The sequence below is a fragment of the Streptomyces sp. GL_148 genome (genome assembly GCF_057834205.1).
The window spans coordinates 1,348,632-1,363,829 of sequence record NZ_CM174396.1 but is presented as its reverse complement, the minus strand read 5'-3'; the positions used below and the strand labels follow the sequence as shown (position 1 = coordinate 1,363,829).

Genomic DNA, 15,198 nt, shown 5'->3' with positions numbered 1-15,198 from the left:
CCGGGTGGAGGTCCAGGAGACTCGGGTTCAGACTGACCGAATTTTCACCATTCCGAACATCCTGAGCATGGCGCGCCTCGCAGGCGTGCCCCTGTTCCTGTGGCTGATCCTGGCCGAGCACGACGGCTGGGCTCTTGCCGTCCTCATGCTCAGCGGGATCAGCGACTACCTCGACGGGAAGCTGGCACGGCGCTGGAATCAGATCAGCAGCCTCGGCCGGCTACTGGATCCCGCCGCGGACCGGCTGTACATCCTGTCCACCCTGTTCGGTCTCACGTACCGCGAGATTCTGCCGCTGTGGCTCACCGGGGCGCTGCTCGCGCGTGAGCTGATGCTGCTGGTCATGGTCTGGATCCTGCGCCGGCACGGCTATCCGCCGCCCCAGGTCAACTTCCTCGGCAAGGCCGCGACCTTCAACCTGATGTACGCGTTCCCCTTCCTCCTGGTGAGCACCTGGTCGGGCTGGTTGGCCTGGACGGGGTCAGTTTTCGGATGGGCGTTCGCCGGATGGGGTACAACGCTCTATTGGTGGGCAGGAGTCCTTTACGTGGTGCAAGTCCGCCGGCTCGTGAAGGCGGACGCCACGGCCGATTGAGCTCGCTCGGCGCCTGACTGACGCGGGGGAGTGGTCCAGTCACCGTCCGGGACGGGTGAGGTCGGCGATACGCCGTCTCTCAAGGAGGACTCTTCCGACATGAAGGCCGTCGTGATGGCCGGTGGCGAAGGCACTCGGCTTCGTCCCATGACCTCAAGCATGCCCAAGCCGCTCCTGCCGGTGGCGAACCGGCCGATCATGGAGCACGTGCTCAGGCTGCTCAAGCGGCATGGGCTCAGCGAGACCGTGGTCACCGTGCAGTTCCTGGCGTCACTCGTCAGGAACTATTTCGGTGACGGCGAGGAGCTCGGTATGGAGCTCACCTATGCCAACGAAGAGAAGCCACTCGGTACCGCCGGCAGCGTGAAGAACGCCGAGGAGGCTCTGAAGGACGACACGTTCCTCGTCATCTCCGGCGACGCGCTGACCGACTTCGACCTGACCGACCTGATCCGTTTCCACAAGGAGAAGGGCGGGCTCGTCACGGTGTGCCTCACCCGGGTGCCGAACCCGCTGGAATTCGGCATCACCATCGTGGACGAGGAAGGCAAGGTCGAGCGCTTCCTGGAGAAGCCGACCTGGGGCCAGGTGTTCTCGGACACCATCAACACCGGCATCTACGTCATGGAGCCGGAGATCTTCGACTACGTGGACGCGGACGTCTCGGTGGACTGGTCCGGTGACGTCTTCCCACAGCTGATGAAGGAAGGCCGGCCCATCTACGGCTACGTCGCCGAGGGCTACTGGGAGGACGTCGGCACCCATGAGAGCTACGTCAAGGCCCAGGCCGACGTACTCGAGGGCAAGGTCCAGGTCGACATGGACGGCTTCGAGATCTCCCCGGGCGTGTGGATCGCCGAAGGGGCCGAGGTGAGCCCGGACGCGGTGCTGCGCGGACCGCTGTACATCGGGGACTACGCCAAGGTCGAGGCCGGAGTGGAGATCCGCGAGCACACCGTCGTCGGATCCAACGTCGTCGTGAAGAGCGGTGCGTTCCTGCACAAGGCCGTCGTGCACGACAACGTGTACATCGGGCCGCACAGCAACCTCCGCGGCTGTGTCATCGGCAAGAACACCGACATCATGCGGGCCGCCCGGATCGAGGACGGGGCCGTCATCGGCGACGAGTGCCTCGTCGGCGAGGAATCGATCATCCAGGGGAACGTCCGGGTCTACCCCTTCAAGACGATCGAGGCGGGCGCCTTCGTCAACACCTCGGTCATCTGGGAGTCCCGGGGGCAGGCACATCTGTTCGGCGCGCGCGGGGTCACCGGAATCCTGAACGTGGAGATCACCCCGGAGCTGGTGGTCCGGCTGGCCGGTGCCTATGCGACGACCCTGAAGAAGGGGGCCACGGTCACCACGGCCCGCGACCACTCCCGCGGCGCGAGAGCGCTCAAGCGGGCCGTGATCTCGGCGCTCCAGGCCAGCGCCATCAACGTCCGGGACCTGGAGAACGTACCGCTGCCCGTGGCGCGGCAGCAGACCGCACGCGGCAGCGCCGGTGGGATCGTGCTGCGGACCTCGCCGGGAGTGCCCGACTCGGTCGACATCATGTTCCTCGACGAGCGGGGGGCGGACCTCTCCCTCCAGCAGCAGCGCAAGCTCGACCGGGTCTACGCGCGCCAGGAGTACCGGCGGGCGTTCCCCGGCGAGATCGGCGACCTGCAGTTCCCGGGAAGCGTCTTCGACGCCTACACCGGTTCGCTGCTGCGGCGCGTGGACACCACCGGGGTCGCCGACTCCGGGCTCAAGGTGGTCGTGGACGCCTCCAACGGCAGCGCAGGCCTGGTGCTGCCCAGCCTGCTGGGCCGCCTCGGAGTGGACGCCCTCACGGTCAATCCGGGGCTCGACGAGTCCCGGCCCACGGAGACGGCCGAATCCCGCCGGGCGGGCCTGGTGCGGCTCGGGGAGATCGTGGCGTCCTCACGGGCCGCCTTCGGAGTGCGGTTCGACCCGGTGGGCGAGCGGATCTCCCTGGTGGACGAGCGCGGCCGGATCATCGAGGACGACCGGGCGCTGCTGGTGCTGCTCGACCTGGTGGCCGCCGAGAAGCGCAGCGGCAAGGTGGCGCTGCCGGTGACCACGACGCGGATCGCCGAGCAAGTGGCGGCGTACCACGGGACCCAGGTGGAGTGGACGACGACCTCGCCCGACGATCTGACGCGGGTGGGCCGGGCGGAGAACACCATCTTCGGTGGTGACGGGCGGGGCGGATTCATCGTTCCCGAGTTCAGCAGCGTCTTCGACGGATCGGCCGCCTTCGTGCAGCTGATCGGGCTGGTGGCGCGGACGCAGCTCACGCTGAGCCAGATCGACGCCCGGATCCCGCGGGCGCACGTGCTCAAGCGGGACGTGCCGACGCCGTGGGCGGTGAAGGGACTCGTCATGCGGCGGGTCGTGGAGGCGGCCGGGGACCGGCAGGTGGACACCACCGACGGGGTGCGGGTCGTGGAGGCCGACGGGCGGTGGGCCCTGGTGCTGCCGGACCCGGCGGAGGCGGTCACCCACTTGTGGGCCGAGGGACCCGACGACGCGTCCGCGCAGGCGCTGCTGGACGGCTGGGCAGCGGTGGTGGACGGCGCCGGGCACTGAGCGCCCCGCGCGGGACGGCGTAGTCCGCAACGCAGCGGCGTAGGGCCGGAAGTCCGGTGGAGCGGGTGGGGCGAAGGTCCCGTCCGGTCCACCGGGCGTCCGCATTCGGTGGGAGCGGCGCCGACATGCGACGATGTGCGGCATGTCGCAGCCGCCCCACAACCGCAGTTCGCCGCCTCCGGCGCGGCCGGACGCTTCCATGTCGCTGCTGACGCACGTGATGGACCACTCCCTCGACGAGGGCTACGCGGAGGCTTCGGCCCGGCGCGAGGCCGAGGGCACGTCCGGCCTGCCGCGGACCCTGAAGGCCAAACTGGGTCTCGCCGCCGGGCTCGTGCTCGCCGCCATGGTCGTCACCCTGGGCGCCGCGCAGGCGCGGGCGACCGCGCCGGTGCTGGCGAAGGAGCGTCACGAACTCATCGACCGGGTCGAGCGGGCCGATGCGCACGCGGACGGTCTGGAGCGGGACATCGAGCGGCTGCGGGACAGCGTCGCCGGCCGGCAGCGCGAGGCCCTCAAGCAGCACGGCGGGGAGCAGGGCCAGCTGGTGGCGCTGCTGTCCGGGGCCACCGAGGTGCACGGGCCCGGGATCAAGCTCACGGTGGACGACGCGAAGGGCTCGACGACCGGAGACGGTTCGCAGCCCCGCGAGAGCGCCGGATTCTCGGACACCGGGCGGCTCCGCGACCGCGACATGCAGAAGATCGTCAACGGGCTGTGGCAGTCGGGGGCGGAAGCGATCTCGATCAACGGGCAGCGGCTGACGTCCCTCTCGGCGATCCGGGCCGCGGGTGACGCGATACTGGTCGACAACAGGCCGCTGGTGCCGCCGTACGAAGTGCTGGCGATCGGCGACAAGAAGCGCCTCGGGACCGCCTTCCAGGACTCCGCGGACGGCCAGTACCTGCACGTGCTGCAGGAGAACTACGGCATCCGCTACTCCTTGTCGTCCGAGGCCGAGATGCGCCTTCCGGCCGCGTCGAGCCTGACCGTACGTACGGCTACAGCAGCAGAGCAGCAGAAGGGTGCATCGTGATCGCGGTACTGGGCCTCGTGGTCGGAGTGGTGGTCGGACTTCTCGTCCGGCCCGAAGTGCCGGCCGTGATGGAGCCTTATCTGCCGATCGCCGTGGTCGCGGCGCTGGACGCGGTGTTCGGAGGCTTGCGCGCGATGCTGGACGGCATCTTCGTGGACAAGGTCTTCGTGGTGTCGTTCCTGTCGAACGTGGTCGTGGCGGCGCTGATCGTCTTCCTCGGCGACAAGCTGGGGGTCGGCTCTCAGCTGTCCACGGGTGTGGTCGTCGTCCTCGGCATCCGCATCTTCTCCAACGCCGCGGCCATCCGCCGGCACGTTTTCCGGGCGTGAGGCCGATGAGCACGAACGACACCCCGCCCGAGGAGCCCGGGGCCGCGGCGCAGCGGCCGAAGGCACAGCCTCCGCTGGAGCCGTCGGCAGGGCCCGTGGGCCGCGCGCCCGAGCCCGGGGCGGAGCGGGGCCGGGAGGAGACCGAAGACGCGTCGAGCGTGCACGCGCCGACCGGGTACGCGCCGACGGGGCCCGAGGAGACCGGGCCCGAGCAGACCGGTCGGCAGCGGCTGGCGGCCGGGCTGTGGCCGCCGCGGGTGAGCCGTGCCCAACTGATCGTCGCGGTGCTGCTGTTCGTCCTGGGGCTCGGCCTGGCCATCCAGGTACGGTCGAACAGCGACTCCAGCGCGCTGCGCGGCGCCCGTCAGGAGGACCTCGTACGGATCCTCGACGAGCTGGACGGGCGGACCAAGCGGCTCGAGGACGAGAAGCAGACGCTCGATGACCAGCGCCGGGAGCTGGAGAGCAGCTCCAACCAGGCCGAGGAGGCCCGGAAGCAGACCGTGGAGAAGGAACGCCAACTCGGGATCCTGGCCGGTACGGTGGCGGCGCAGGGGCCGGGCATCGTGCTGAAGATCACGGACCCCAAGGGTCAGGTGCTGTCGGACAAGCTGCTGGACACCCTCCAGGAGCTGCGGGCCGCCGGGGCCGAGGCCATCCAGATCAACGGGGTGCGGATCGTGGCGGACTCGTACTTCTCGGACGAGGAGGACGGGGTCGCGATCGACGGTAAGAAGATCACACAGCCCTACGAGTTCAAGGTGATCGGCAAGCCGCAGGACCTGGAGCCGGCGCTCAACATTCCCGGTGGCGTCGTCCAGTCGCTGGAGAAGGAGCAGGCGGTCGTCAGCGTCACACGTCCGGCGAAGATCGTCGTGGATGCCTTGCGGGCTGCGAAGCAGCCTGACTACGCTCGGTCGTCATCGTCGTGATGCGCGAGATGCGGGAGACGGGCTCACGCGGGTCAATGCCTGCGGGGGGTCGACGCGCTGAAGTCGCGGTGCGTGGTGGAAACTGTCTGATGGTTACGGACGTTGTAAGTGTGTCCGGGTCGGCAGGTGTTGCATTCGGAGTTCGTCCTGCCCCACGGGCGGGTCTGTTTCGGTCAAGGGGAATCGCCCGTGAAGTTGTTTGAGAAGTTGTTCGGCAAGAAGAACCGCGAGGAAAGCGGTGCGGCCAGGCACCGCGCGGGGCATGGAGACGTGGAAGGGCAGGGCGACCGGCCGCTCTTCCGCGACGAGGTCGCCGGGGCGGGTGACATTTCGGGCGCGCACGGCGCGTCGGCTGTTGACCCTGCCGGTACCGGACGCATAGGTTTCGGTGAACCATCAACCTCAAGTACGGGTGGAGGGTTTGCCTCCGACCCGTATGCCACCAATGCCTCCGCGGGGCAGCCGCGGCGCGAGGAGCCGTCCATGTCGGCCGAGCAGATTTGCAGCAGGTGCGGGCACCGCAGCGATGCGGCGAGCCGGTTCTGCTCCAACTGCGGGGCGCCGCTGCGGGCGGGTCTGACGCCGGAGCGTGCCTCGGAGACCACGTCCACCATCTCGATCTCGGGCCTCGAGGCCTACGAGGCCGAGGTGTCGGGACAGACGCACGTGTCGTCCTCGCTGTCCCCCGAGGCCCAGGCCGCGGTGGAAGCGCTGCCGCCGGGTTCCGCTCTGCTGATCGTGCGGCGCGGCCCGAACTCCGGCAGCCGGTTCCTCTTGGACGGTGAGCTGACGACGGCCGGCCGGCACCCGCAGAGCGACATCTTCCTGGACGACGTCACCGTCTCCCGGCGCCATGTCGAGTTCCGCAGGAGCCACGACGGTTTCACCGTCTCCGACGTCGGCAGCCTCAACGGCACGTACGTGAACCGTGAACCGATCGACTCCGTCGCCCTGCACAACGGCGACGAGGTGCAGATCGGCAAGTACCGGCTGGTCTTCTACGCGAGCCTGCGGGGGCACTGACCCTTCAAGGGAAGGTCCCATGCTGCGTATCCCGGCAGGCGGTGCCGCCAAGAGCGGCACCGCCGGTACCGCCTCCTCGGGCGTGCGGCTGGTGAGCATCGGCACGGTGCTCACGATGCTGCGTGACGAGTTCCCCGAAGTCACGATCTCGAAGATCCGTTTCCTGGAGGCGGAGGGGCTCGTCGAGCCCCGGCGCACACCTTCCGGATATCGCAAGTTCAGCACCGACGACGTGGAGCGCCTCGCCCACGTCCTGCGGCTCCAGCGTGACCACTACCTTCCGTTGAAGGTCATCCGCGAGCAGCTCGACGCGCTCGCGCGGGGTGAGCAGATCCGCATCCCGTCGCCCACGGCGCACGGGGAGTCCGTCGACCCCACGAGCCCCGTCGCCCTTTACGGCGAGGTGGGCCGGGAGCGGCCGACCGTGGCCCGGGTGGGCCGGGCCGAGCTGATCGCCGCCGCGGAGGTGGACGAGGTCCAGCTCGTGGAGTGGGAGTCCTACGGGCTCATCGCGGAGGCGCCCGGCGGCGGCTTCGACGCCGAGGCCGTCACCGTGGCCCGTCTGGTGGCCGATCTCGGCCGATTCGGTCTGGAGCCGCGTCACCTGCGGGCGATGAAGGCCGCCGCGGACCGGGAGGCCGGTCTGGTGGAGCAGGTCGTCTCGCCGCTGCGCCGGCACCGCAATCCGCAGACCAGGGCCCATGCCGAGGCCACCATGAAGGAGCTCGCGGGGCTCTCCGTACGGCTGCACGAGGCCCTCGTACAGACTGCTCTCGGGGTGCGGCTGCACTGATCCGGAGGGGTTTTCGGGCCGACTTCGGGTGTCTTCGCAGGGGCTTCGGGGCAGGCTTGGGGGAGCCCGACTACCCAAACCTGCCGGGCAGGTCCTAGGGTTGCTGTGTGAACGAGCTCGACGTTGTGGGTGTCCGGGTGGAAATGCCCTCGAACCAACCGATCGTGCTCCTGCGTGAAGTGGGAGGCGACCGGTACCTCCCCATCTGGATCGGACCAGGGGAGGCGACCGCCATTGCCTTCGCGCAGCAGGGCATGGCCCCTGCCCGGCCGCTGACACACGACCTTTTCAAGGACGTGCTGGAGGCGATCGGCGAGGAGCTCACCGAAGTCCGGATCACGGATCTGCGGGAGGGCGTTTTTTACGCGGAGCTCGTCTTCGCTAGCGGAGTCGAGGTGAGCGCGAGGCCCTCCGACGCCATAGCGCTCGCCCTGCGGACCGGGACGCCGATCTACGGCAGCGACGGCGTGCTCGACGACGCCGGAATCGCGATCCCGGACGAGCAGGAGGACGAGGTGGAGAAGTTCCGCGAGTTCCTCGACCAGATTTCGCCAGAGGACTTCGGTACCGGCCCGCAGTGAGGCGCGGGTCGCGCCGTCCTCCCGGATATTTCAGCCCATTCGAGTAGCCTTTCCCCGCAATGGGGTACGGGAAACCACTCTCAGGGTGATTATCACTCGGCGTGCCGAGTGTGGCGATCGTTGACGCACCCCTGGTGACTGCCTACCTTCGAGATGGCAGGTCAAGGACGGAGGGTCGGCGTGAGAGTCACGGGCGACGGTATGACCGGGGGCATCCCCGCACGGAGTGACGGTGGGCCGTACCCGCTGCACGGTGGTGCGGTGAACTCCGCGCGCCGTCAGCCGGAGCCCGCGCCGGTCGGTTCGGTGGGGCCGGTGGGGCCCCAGGGCGGCGAGTCCGCACCCGAGCAGGTCGGATACCGAGGGCCGACGGCGTGTGCCGCGGCCGGCATCACGTACCGGCAGCTCGACTACTGGGCGCGCACCGGGCTGGTGGAGCCCACGGTGCGTCCGGCTTACGGGTCGGGGACCCAGCGCCTCTACAGCTTCCGGGACGTGGTCGTCCTCAAGATCGTGAAGCGCTTCCTGGACACCGGGGTGGCGCTGCAGAACATCCGCACCGCCGTGCAGCATCTGCGCGACCGGGGCTTCTCGGACCTGGAGCGGATGACGCTGATGAGCGACGGCGCCACCGTCTACGAGTGCACCTCGCCCGATCAGGTCGTCAGCCTGCTCCAGGGCGGCCAGGGAGTCTTCGGCATCGCCGTGGGCGTGGTCTGGCGCGATGTCGAGAACGCGCTGTCGCAGCTGCACGGGGAGCGCGTGGACACGGGCGAGACGGTGGTCGGGCACAACCCGGCCGATGAGCTGGCCGCCCGGAGGAACCGGGCCGTCTGAGGCGCCGGGTGCGGGGCCGGGTGTGGGGTGGGGACGGGCCGGTGGTCCGTCCGGTCCCGGCCGGGCCGTCCTGGTCGCGCGCGTTTGGTCGAGCGCGGTCCTGGCGGGCCGCCCCGGCTCGCCTGGCTCGGGTTCGGGCCGATTGTCAGTGGCGTAGGGCAGCATCGGAGCTGTGAGAGCCGCGCCGACCATCCTGCACCTGGACATGGACGCCTTCTACGCATCCGTGGAGCAGGCGTCGAAGCCGAGCCTGCGCGGCAAGGCCGTCATCGTCGGTGGTCTCGGGCCGCGCGGGGTCGTCGCGACCGCCTCCTACGAGGCCAGGCGGTTCGGCGTGCATTCGGCCATGCCGATGGCCCAGGCGCGGCGGCTCTGCCCGAACGGCGCGTGCCTGATTCCGCGCTTCAGCCTGTACCGCGCGGTCAGCGACACGGTCATGGGGATGCTCCGGGAGCTCTCTCCCCTCGTGGAGCCGCTGAGCCTGGACGAGGCCTTCGTGGACCTCGAGGCGGGAGGCGTCGCCTTCGACGCGGAGGCCGCGCGGGCCGTTGGTGAGCGGCTCAGGGCCGACATCGCCGCCGCGACCGGGCTGAGCGGGTCGGTGGGGCTCGCGGGGTCCAAGATGCTGGCCAAGGTCGCCTCCGAGGAGGCCAAGCCGGCCGGGCTGCTGCTGATCGAGGTCGGCACGGAGCGGGCGCACCTCGCACCCATGTCGGTACGGACCCTGCCCGGGGTGGGGCCGGCCACCGGGGAGCACTTGCGGCGGGCCGGGATCACCACGGTGGGGGAGCTGGCGGCGGCCGGCGAGGACGAACTGGTCCGGATGGTGGGGCGCTCGCACGGGGTCGGGCTCTACCGGATGGCGCTGGGTGTGGACGAGCGGCCGGTGGTCGCCGAGCGCGATGCGAAGTCGGTGTCGGTGGAGGACACCTTCGACGTGGACCTGCACGACCGGGTACGGATCCGCAACGAGGTGCAGCGGCTCGCGGACCGGTGCGTGGAGCGGCTGCGCGGCTCGGGGCACTCGGGGCGGACCATCGTGCTCAAGGTGCGGCGGTACGACTTTTCCACGCTGACCCGTTCGGAGACCCTGCGGGGGCCCACGGACGACGCCTCGGTGGTGCGGGAGGCGGCGGCGCGGCTGCTGGAGGCCGTGGACACCACGGGCGGGGTGCGGCTGCTGGGGGTGGGTGTGACGGGGCTGGCGGACTACACGCAGGAGGACCTCTTCGCGTTCGCCGATGCGATGGCTGCGGGGGCGGGCGTGGCCGCCGCCGGGGACGGGGAGGGTGCCGTTGCCGCGGGTGCGGATCTTGCCGAGGGGGCTTCGCCGTCCGGCGGGGGTGCGGGGCGGCCGGCGGCCGGCGCTGATGGGGGGCAGGAGCCCCCGGGTCTGACCCTGGGGGAGGTTGCGGGGCCTGGGCCGGGCGAGGGTGCCGGGCAGGGCCAGGAGCGGGCCTCCGCCGCCGGGGCGGGGCCTGGCGAGCTCGCCGGGCAGGGCCATGGGCAGGCTGAGGCCGTAGGGCCGGGGCAGGGGGAGCGTTTCGGGGAGAGCCAGGCCGCTCAGCCGGGCCCGGGCCAGGGGCTGGGCCAGGGGCCTGGGGAGGGGCGGCGTGTGAGCGTTGGGCCGGGGCAGGGTGCTGGGGCGGGGCCGAGGGAGAGCGTGGGGCAGGGCCAGGCAGCTGTGCAGGAGCAGGCCGCCGAGCAGGGCCAGGCGGCAGGGTCAGGGCAGCAGGAGAGCGCTGGGCCCGGTCAGGGCGATCAGCGGGGTCAGGGTGGGGTTGCTGGGCACGTGCTGGGTGCCCAGCAGGCTCAGGGCGCTGGGCAGGGGCTCGGGGGTGCGGGGGGCGTGGGAGGTGTGGTTGAGCGGCGGTGGCCGGCCGGGAGCGATGTGCGGCATGCGGTGTACGGGCCCGGGTGGGTTCAGGGCAGCGGGGTCGGGCGGGTGACCGTACGGTTCGAGCAGCCCGGATCAGAGCCGGGCCGGGTGCGAACGTTCCTGGTGGACGACCCCGAGCTGGAGCCGTCCGATCCGATGCCGCTGGTCGGGGAACGGGCCGTGGGGGTCGGGGGCTCGACGGCTTCCACGGCTTCGACGTGAGTCTGCGAGGTCATGTCGTTTCGCCGCGCCTGGGCGCCCGGATTCCGGGGTGCGCCTGGGGAGCCGTGTGCTGCCGGGGTCCGTGGCGGCGGGCACGTACTTGATGCCTGCGGCCGGTCCACGCGGTGCCACCGGGTGCCGCATGCACGCTGCTGGATGCCGGCTGCGCAGTGTGAGGCGCTGAGTATCAGCTAACCGCTGGTAGGTGCCTGCTGCCCACTGCCCGCTACCGCTGCGCGCTGCCGTTGCCCGGAGCTGCTTGCCGCTGCCGCTGCCGCTGCCGCTGCCGCTGCCGTTGCCCGGAGCTGCTTGCCCGCTGCCCGCTGCCCGCTGCTCGCTGCCCGCTGCCGCTGCCCGGTGTCTGGGCTTGGCGCCTGCTGCCGCCGTTGCCAGGTGTCGGCCGCCGCTGCACCGTTCCCGCTGGCGGGTGTCAGTTGCCGCTGCCTCTGGTGCACCCTGCCTGCCGCCTGGGCGTACGCCGTCTGGCGCCTGGTGTGCGGTGTCCGTTGGCGGGCGTGGGTGGGGGGAGGGGGCGTGGGGGGGATTGTTTGAGGGTGTGCCCGTGGGGAGCCCGCTGCCCCGGTTCGTTGGGGGGCAGCGGGTGTGGGGGTGGTGGGGTCAGGGGGTGTCGGGGGTTTGGTGGCCGAAGTCGTGCTGGAAGTCCGACGGGAGGGCCAGGTCCAGGCCGTAGTGGTGGTAGAGCTGCAGCTCCTGTTCGGGGGAGAGGTGGCGGCCGACGCCGAAGTCGGGGGCGTCCTTGATGAGGGAGCGTTCGAAGGGCACGCGCAGGGTGTCGCCCACCATCTCGCTGGGCTCCAGCGGGACGAAGGCGTCCCGGCTGAAGAGTCCGGTGCGTACGGCGGCCCATTCCGGGACGCCCGTGGCGTCGTCGAGGTAGACCTCGTCGACGGTGCCGATCTTGGTGCCATTGCGGTCGAACGCCTTGCGGCCGATCAGGCTGCGGGGATCGATGTCGGTCTGCACGGTCCGGTCCCTCCACTTGGGCGCAACTCCTCCGTAATGACTACAAAAGTGCATTTCGGGAGAGGGGGCCACTCGAGGGAGGTGACCAGATCCTCGCTGGTAGGCTGGGTGACGGCTGTTGACCCTGTGCGGGAGAGTCCTCCGAGTGAGTGAGACGGAGGCGCCGAAGGAGCAAATCCTCCCCGGAATCTCTCAGGCATACGTACCGCACGTGGTGAGGCCACTCTGGAAAGCAGGTGTGGGTACCGGGCGCGCAGTGCCGGTCCCTCTCCTCACCGACGGTGAAAGCCGGATCTCGTGGGCGATCCCCACGCGGCCCGGTGAAGCTCTCAGGTTGTGATGACAGAGGGGGAGGCCGTCCGGGTGCCCGCGCCGTGGTGCCCCTCGCAGGTCGTACGACCAGGAGGCCTCCGTACATGACCGCCAACCGCATTTCGCTCTCCCAGCTGGAGCGAGGCATCCCCTTCGAGCAGCGCCACATCGGCCCGGATGCCGAGGCGCAGGCGAAGATGCTCGCTCAGGTGGGCTACGGCTCCCTCGACGAGCTCACCGCCGCCGCGGTGCCGGATGTGATCAAGACCACCGCCGCGCTGAACCTGCCCGAGGCGCGGACCGAGGCCGAGGTGCTCGCCGAGCTGCGTCAGCTCGCCGACCGCAACCAGGTCCTGTCGTCGATGATCGGCCTGGGTTACTACGGCACCTTCACGCCGCCGGTGATCCTGCGCAACGTCATGGAGAACCCGGCCTGGTACACGGCGTACACGCCGTACCAGCCGGAGATCTCCCAGGGCCGCCTCGAGGCCCTGCTGAACTTCCAGACCGTCGTCGCCGAGCTGACCGGCCTGCCGACCTCCGGCGCCTCCCTGCTCGACGAGGGCACGGCGGCCGCCGAGGCGATGACCCTGGCCCGCCGCGTGGGCAAGGCCAAGGGCAACGTCTTCCTCGTCGACGCCGACGCGCTGCCGCAGACCATCGCGGTGATCGAGACCCGTGCCGAGCCGATCGGCATCGAGGTCGTGGTCGCGGACCTGTCGGACGGGATTCCCGCCGAGATCGCCGAGCGCGGCGTTTATGGTGTGCTCCTCCAGTACCCCGGTGCCTCGGGCGCCGTACGGGAGATCAAGCCGGTCATCGAGCAGGCGCACGCGCTCGGCGCCATCGTCGCCGTCTCCGCCGACCTGCTCGCCCTGACCCTGCTGACCTCGCCGGGTGAGCTGGGCGCGGACATCGCGGTCGGCACCACCCAGCGCTTCGGCGTCCCGATGGGCTTCGGCGGACCGCACGCCGGCTACATGGCCGTCCAGGCCAAGCACGCCCGCTCGCTGCCTGGCCGCCTCGTCGGCGTCTCCGTGGACGCGGACGGCAACAAGGCCTACCGTCTGGCGCTGCAGACCCGTGAGCAGCACATCCGCCGCGAGAAGGCCACCAGCAACATCTGCACCGCACAGGTGCTCCTCGCCGTCATGGCCGGCATGTACGCCGTCTACCACGGCCCGGACGGGCTGCGGACGATCGCCCGCCGCACCCACCGCTACGCCGCCCTGCTCGCCGCCGGTCTGACGGCCGGCGGGGTCGAGGTCGTGCACGGCGCCTACTTCGACACCATCACGGCGCGGGTCCCGGGCCGGGCCGCCGAGGTCGTGGCCGCGGCGCGCGAGGGCGGGGTCAACCTGTACCAGGTCGACGCCGACCTGGTCTCCGCCGCCTGCGACGAGACCACCCTGCGCGCCGACGTCGACGCGGTGTGGGCGGCCTTCGGGGTCACCGCCGACCTGGAGGCGCTCGACGCCGCCACGGCCGACGCGCTTCCCGAGGGGCTGCTGCGCCAGGACGCGTACCTGACCCACCCGGTCTTCCACCAGCACCGCTCCGAGACCGCGATGCTGCGCTACCTGCGCAAGCTCGCGGACAAGGACTACGCGCTGGACCGCGGCATGATCCCGCTGGGCTCCTGCACCATGAAGCTCAACGCGACCACCGAAATGGAGTCGGTCACCTGGCCCGAGTTCGGCCAGTTGCACCCCTTCGCCCCGGTCGAGCAGGCCGAGGGGTACCTCACGCTCATCACCGAGCTGGAGGAACGTCTCTGCGAGGTCACCGGCTACGACAAGGTCTCCATTCAGCCGAACGCCGGCTCCCAGGGTGAGCTCGCCGGCCTGCTGGCCGTCCGCGCCTACCACCGGGCGAACGGCAACGAGCAGCGCACCGTCTGCCTCATCCCGTCCTCCGCGCACGGCACCAACGCCGCGAGCGCCGTGATGGCCGGCATGAAGGTGGTCGTCGTCAAGACCGCCGACGACGGCGAGGTGGACGCGGACGACCTGCGCGCCAAGATCGAGCAGTACCGCGACGAGCTCGCCGTGCTGATGATCACGTACCCCTCCACGCACGGTGTGTTCGAGGAGCACGTCGCCGACATCTGCGCCCAGGTGCACGACGCCGGCGGCCAGGTCTACGTGGACGGCGCCAACCTCAACGCCCTGGTGGGCCTGGCCAAGCCGGGTCACTTCGGCGGCGACGTCTCGCACCTGAACCTGCACAAGACCTTCTGCATCCCGCACGGCGGTGGCGGCCCGGGCGTCGGCCCGGTCGGTGTCCGGGCGCACCTGGCCCCGTACCTGCCCAACCACCCGCTCCAGCCGACCGCCGGTCCGGAGACGGGCGTCGGTCCGATCTCGGCCGCTCCGTGGGGCTCGGCCGGCATCCTGCCGATCTCCTGGTCGTACGTGCGCCTGATGGGCGGCGAGGGTCTCAAGCGCGCCACCCAGGTGGCGGTGCTCGGCGCCAACTACATCGCCAAGCGCCTGGAGCCGCACTACCCCGTGCTCTACACCGGCCCGGGCAACCTGGTCGCGCACGAGTGCATCATCGACATGCGCCCCCTGTCGAAGGCGACCGGCGTGAGCATCGACGACATCGCCAAGCGCCTGATCGACTACGGGTTCCACGCGCCGACCATGTCCTTCCCGGTCGCCGGCACGCTCATGATCGAGCCGACGGAGTCCGAGGACCTCGCCGAGATCGACCGCTTCTGCGACGCGATGATCGCCATCCGCGCCGAGATCGAGCGGGTCGCGGGCGGCGAGTGGCCGGTGGACGACAACCCGTTGGCCAACTCCCCGCACACGGCGGCGGCGCTGGGCGGCGAGTGGAACCACCCGTACACCCGCGACGAGGCCGTCTTCCCGGGCGGGGTGTCGGCCGCGGAGAAGTACTGGCCGCCGGTGCGCCGCATCGACGGTGCCTTCGGCGACCGGAACCTGGTGTGCTCCTGCCCGCCGCTGGACGAGTACGACAACTGATCGTCACCGTCACCGTCACCTGATCGACCACTGATCCGGTGACCTGACGAAGTGGCGTGGCGAAGGGGCCGGTCCGGGAATTCCCTCCTG

Annotated in this window: 12 protein-coding genes and 1 riboswitch; of the genes, 11 read left to right on the top strand and 1 reads right to left on the bottom strand. The window is 70.6% G+C overall.

Features of this window, described 5'->3' with window-relative positions; genetic code table 11:
- Nucleotides 1-4: 4 nt before the first annotated feature.
- The 10 genes from clsA (at nucleotide 5) to AC3IYI_RS06175 (ending at nucleotide 10,822) form a co-directional block, all read left to right on the top strand.
- Nucleotides 5-595 carry a cardiolipin synthase ClsA gene (gene clsA / locus AC3IYI_RS06220; protein WP_243342103.1) on the top strand — a complete coding sequence of 197 codons (591 nt, stop codon included), beginning with the start codon at nucleotides 5-7 and terminating at the stop codon, nucleotides 593-595.
- A 99-nt stretch (nucleotides 596-694) separates the two neighbouring features.
- Nucleotides 695-3,190 carry a sugar phosphate nucleotidyltransferase gene (locus AC3IYI_RS06215; RefSeq protein ID WP_489409245.1) on the top strand — a complete coding sequence of 832 codons (2,496 nt, stop codon included), beginning with the start codon at nucleotides 695-697 and terminating at the stop codon, nucleotides 3,188-3,190.
- Nucleotides 3,191-3,323: 133 nt separating this feature from the next.
- Nucleotides 3,324-4,226 carry a DUF881 domain-containing protein gene (locus tag AC3IYI_RS06210; RefSeq protein WP_489409244.1) on the top strand — a complete coding sequence of 301 codons (903 nt, stop codon included), beginning with the start codon at nucleotides 3,324-3,326 and terminating at the stop codon, nucleotides 4,224-4,226.
- Nucleotides 4,223-4,555: a small basic family protein gene (locus tag AC3IYI_RS06205; RefSeq protein ID WP_243342106.1), complete on the top strand. Its 333-nt coding sequence runs from the start codon at nucleotides 4,223-4,225 to the stop codon at nucleotides 4,553-4,555. Before AC3IYI_RS06210 ends, AC3IYI_RS06205 begins: the two co-directional genes overlap by 4 nt.
- On the top strand, nucleotides 4,552-5,487 hold the full coding sequence (locus tag AC3IYI_RS06200) for a DUF881 domain-containing protein (protein ID WP_489409243.1): 936 nt from the start codon (nucleotides 4,552-4,554) through the stop codon (nucleotides 5,485-5,487). Before AC3IYI_RS06205 ends, AC3IYI_RS06200 begins: the two co-directional genes overlap by 4 nt.
- Before the next feature lie 483 nt (nucleotides 5,488-5,970).
- A complete protein-coding gene (locus AC3IYI_RS06195; protein ID WP_274547808.1) occupies nucleotides 5,971-6,510 on the top strand; it encodes an FHA domain-containing protein in 540 nt (179 codons plus the stop codon).
- A gap of 19 nt (nucleotides 6,511-6,529) precedes the next feature.
- On the top strand, nucleotides 6,530-7,303 hold the full coding sequence (ftsR, locus tag AC3IYI_RS06190; RefSeq protein WP_489409242.1) for a transcriptional regulator FtsR: 774 nt from the start codon (nucleotides 6,530-6,532) through the stop codon (nucleotides 7,301-7,303).
- A gap of 107 nt (nucleotides 7,304-7,410) precedes the next feature.
- Nucleotides 7,411-7,884: a bifunctional nuclease family protein gene (locus AC3IYI_RS06185; protein ID WP_030009777.1), complete on the top strand. Its 474-nt coding sequence runs from the start codon at nucleotides 7,411-7,413 to the stop codon at nucleotides 7,882-7,884.
- Nucleotides 7,885-8,064: 180 nt separating this feature from the next.
- Nucleotides 8,065-8,721 (top strand): MerR family transcriptional regulator, encoded by a 657-nt coding sequence (locus tag AC3IYI_RS06180; RefSeq protein ID WP_374325766.1) that lies wholly within the window; start codon nucleotides 8,065-8,067, stop codon nucleotides 8,719-8,721.
- 172 nt (nucleotides 8,722-8,893) lie between these two features.
- Nucleotides 8,894-10,822 (top strand): DNA polymerase IV, encoded by a 1,929-nt coding sequence (locus AC3IYI_RS06175; RefSeq protein WP_489409241.1) that lies wholly within the window; start codon nucleotides 8,894-8,896, stop codon nucleotides 10,820-10,822.
- 618 nt (nucleotides 10,823-11,440) lie between these two features.
- Here AC3IYI_RS06175 and AC3IYI_RS06170 read toward each other — a convergent pair.
- Nucleotides 11,441-11,806 (bottom strand): PRC-barrel domain-containing protein, encoded by a 366-nt coding sequence (locus tag AC3IYI_RS06170; protein ID WP_489409240.1) that lies wholly within the window; start codon nucleotides 11,804-11,806, stop codon nucleotides 11,441-11,443.
- Nucleotides 11,807-11,925: 119 nt separating this feature from the next.
- Nucleotides 11,926-12,024, top strand: a riboswitch (glycine riboswitch).
- Between the two features lie 198 nt (nucleotides 12,025-12,222).
- On the opposite strand from AC3IYI_RS06170, the gene gcvP reads away from it, so the two are divergent.
- Nucleotides 12,223-15,108: an aminomethyl-transferring glycine dehydrogenase gene (gcvP, locus tag AC3IYI_RS06165; protein ID WP_489409239.1), complete on the top strand. Its 2,886-nt coding sequence runs from the start codon at nucleotides 12,223-12,225 to the stop codon at nucleotides 15,106-15,108.
- Nucleotides 15,109-15,198 lie beyond the last annotated feature (90 nt).

What these genes read in the sequence shown, in the direction of transcription:
- ftsR (WP_489409242.1), top strand. Translation starts at nt 6,530, where the DNA reads ATGCTGCGTATCCCGGCAGGCGGTGCCGCCAAGAGCGGCACCGCCGGT.
- gcvP (WP_489409239.1), top strand. Translation starts at nt 12,223, where the DNA reads ATGACCGCCAACCGCATTTCGCTCTCCCAGCTGGAGCGAGGCATCCCC.
- AC3IYI_RS06210 (WP_489409244.1), top strand. Translation starts at nt 3,324, where the DNA reads ATGTGCGGCATGTCGCAGCCGCCCCACAACCGCAGTTCGCCGCCTCCG.
- AC3IYI_RS06215 (WP_489409245.1), top strand. Translation starts at nt 695, where the DNA reads ATGAAGGCCGTCGTGATGGCCGGTGGCGAAGGCACTCGGCTTCGTCCC.
- AC3IYI_RS06195 (WP_274547808.1), top strand. Translation starts at nt 5,971, where the DNA reads ATGTCGGCCGAGCAGATTTGCAGCAGGTGCGGGCACCGCAGCGATGCG.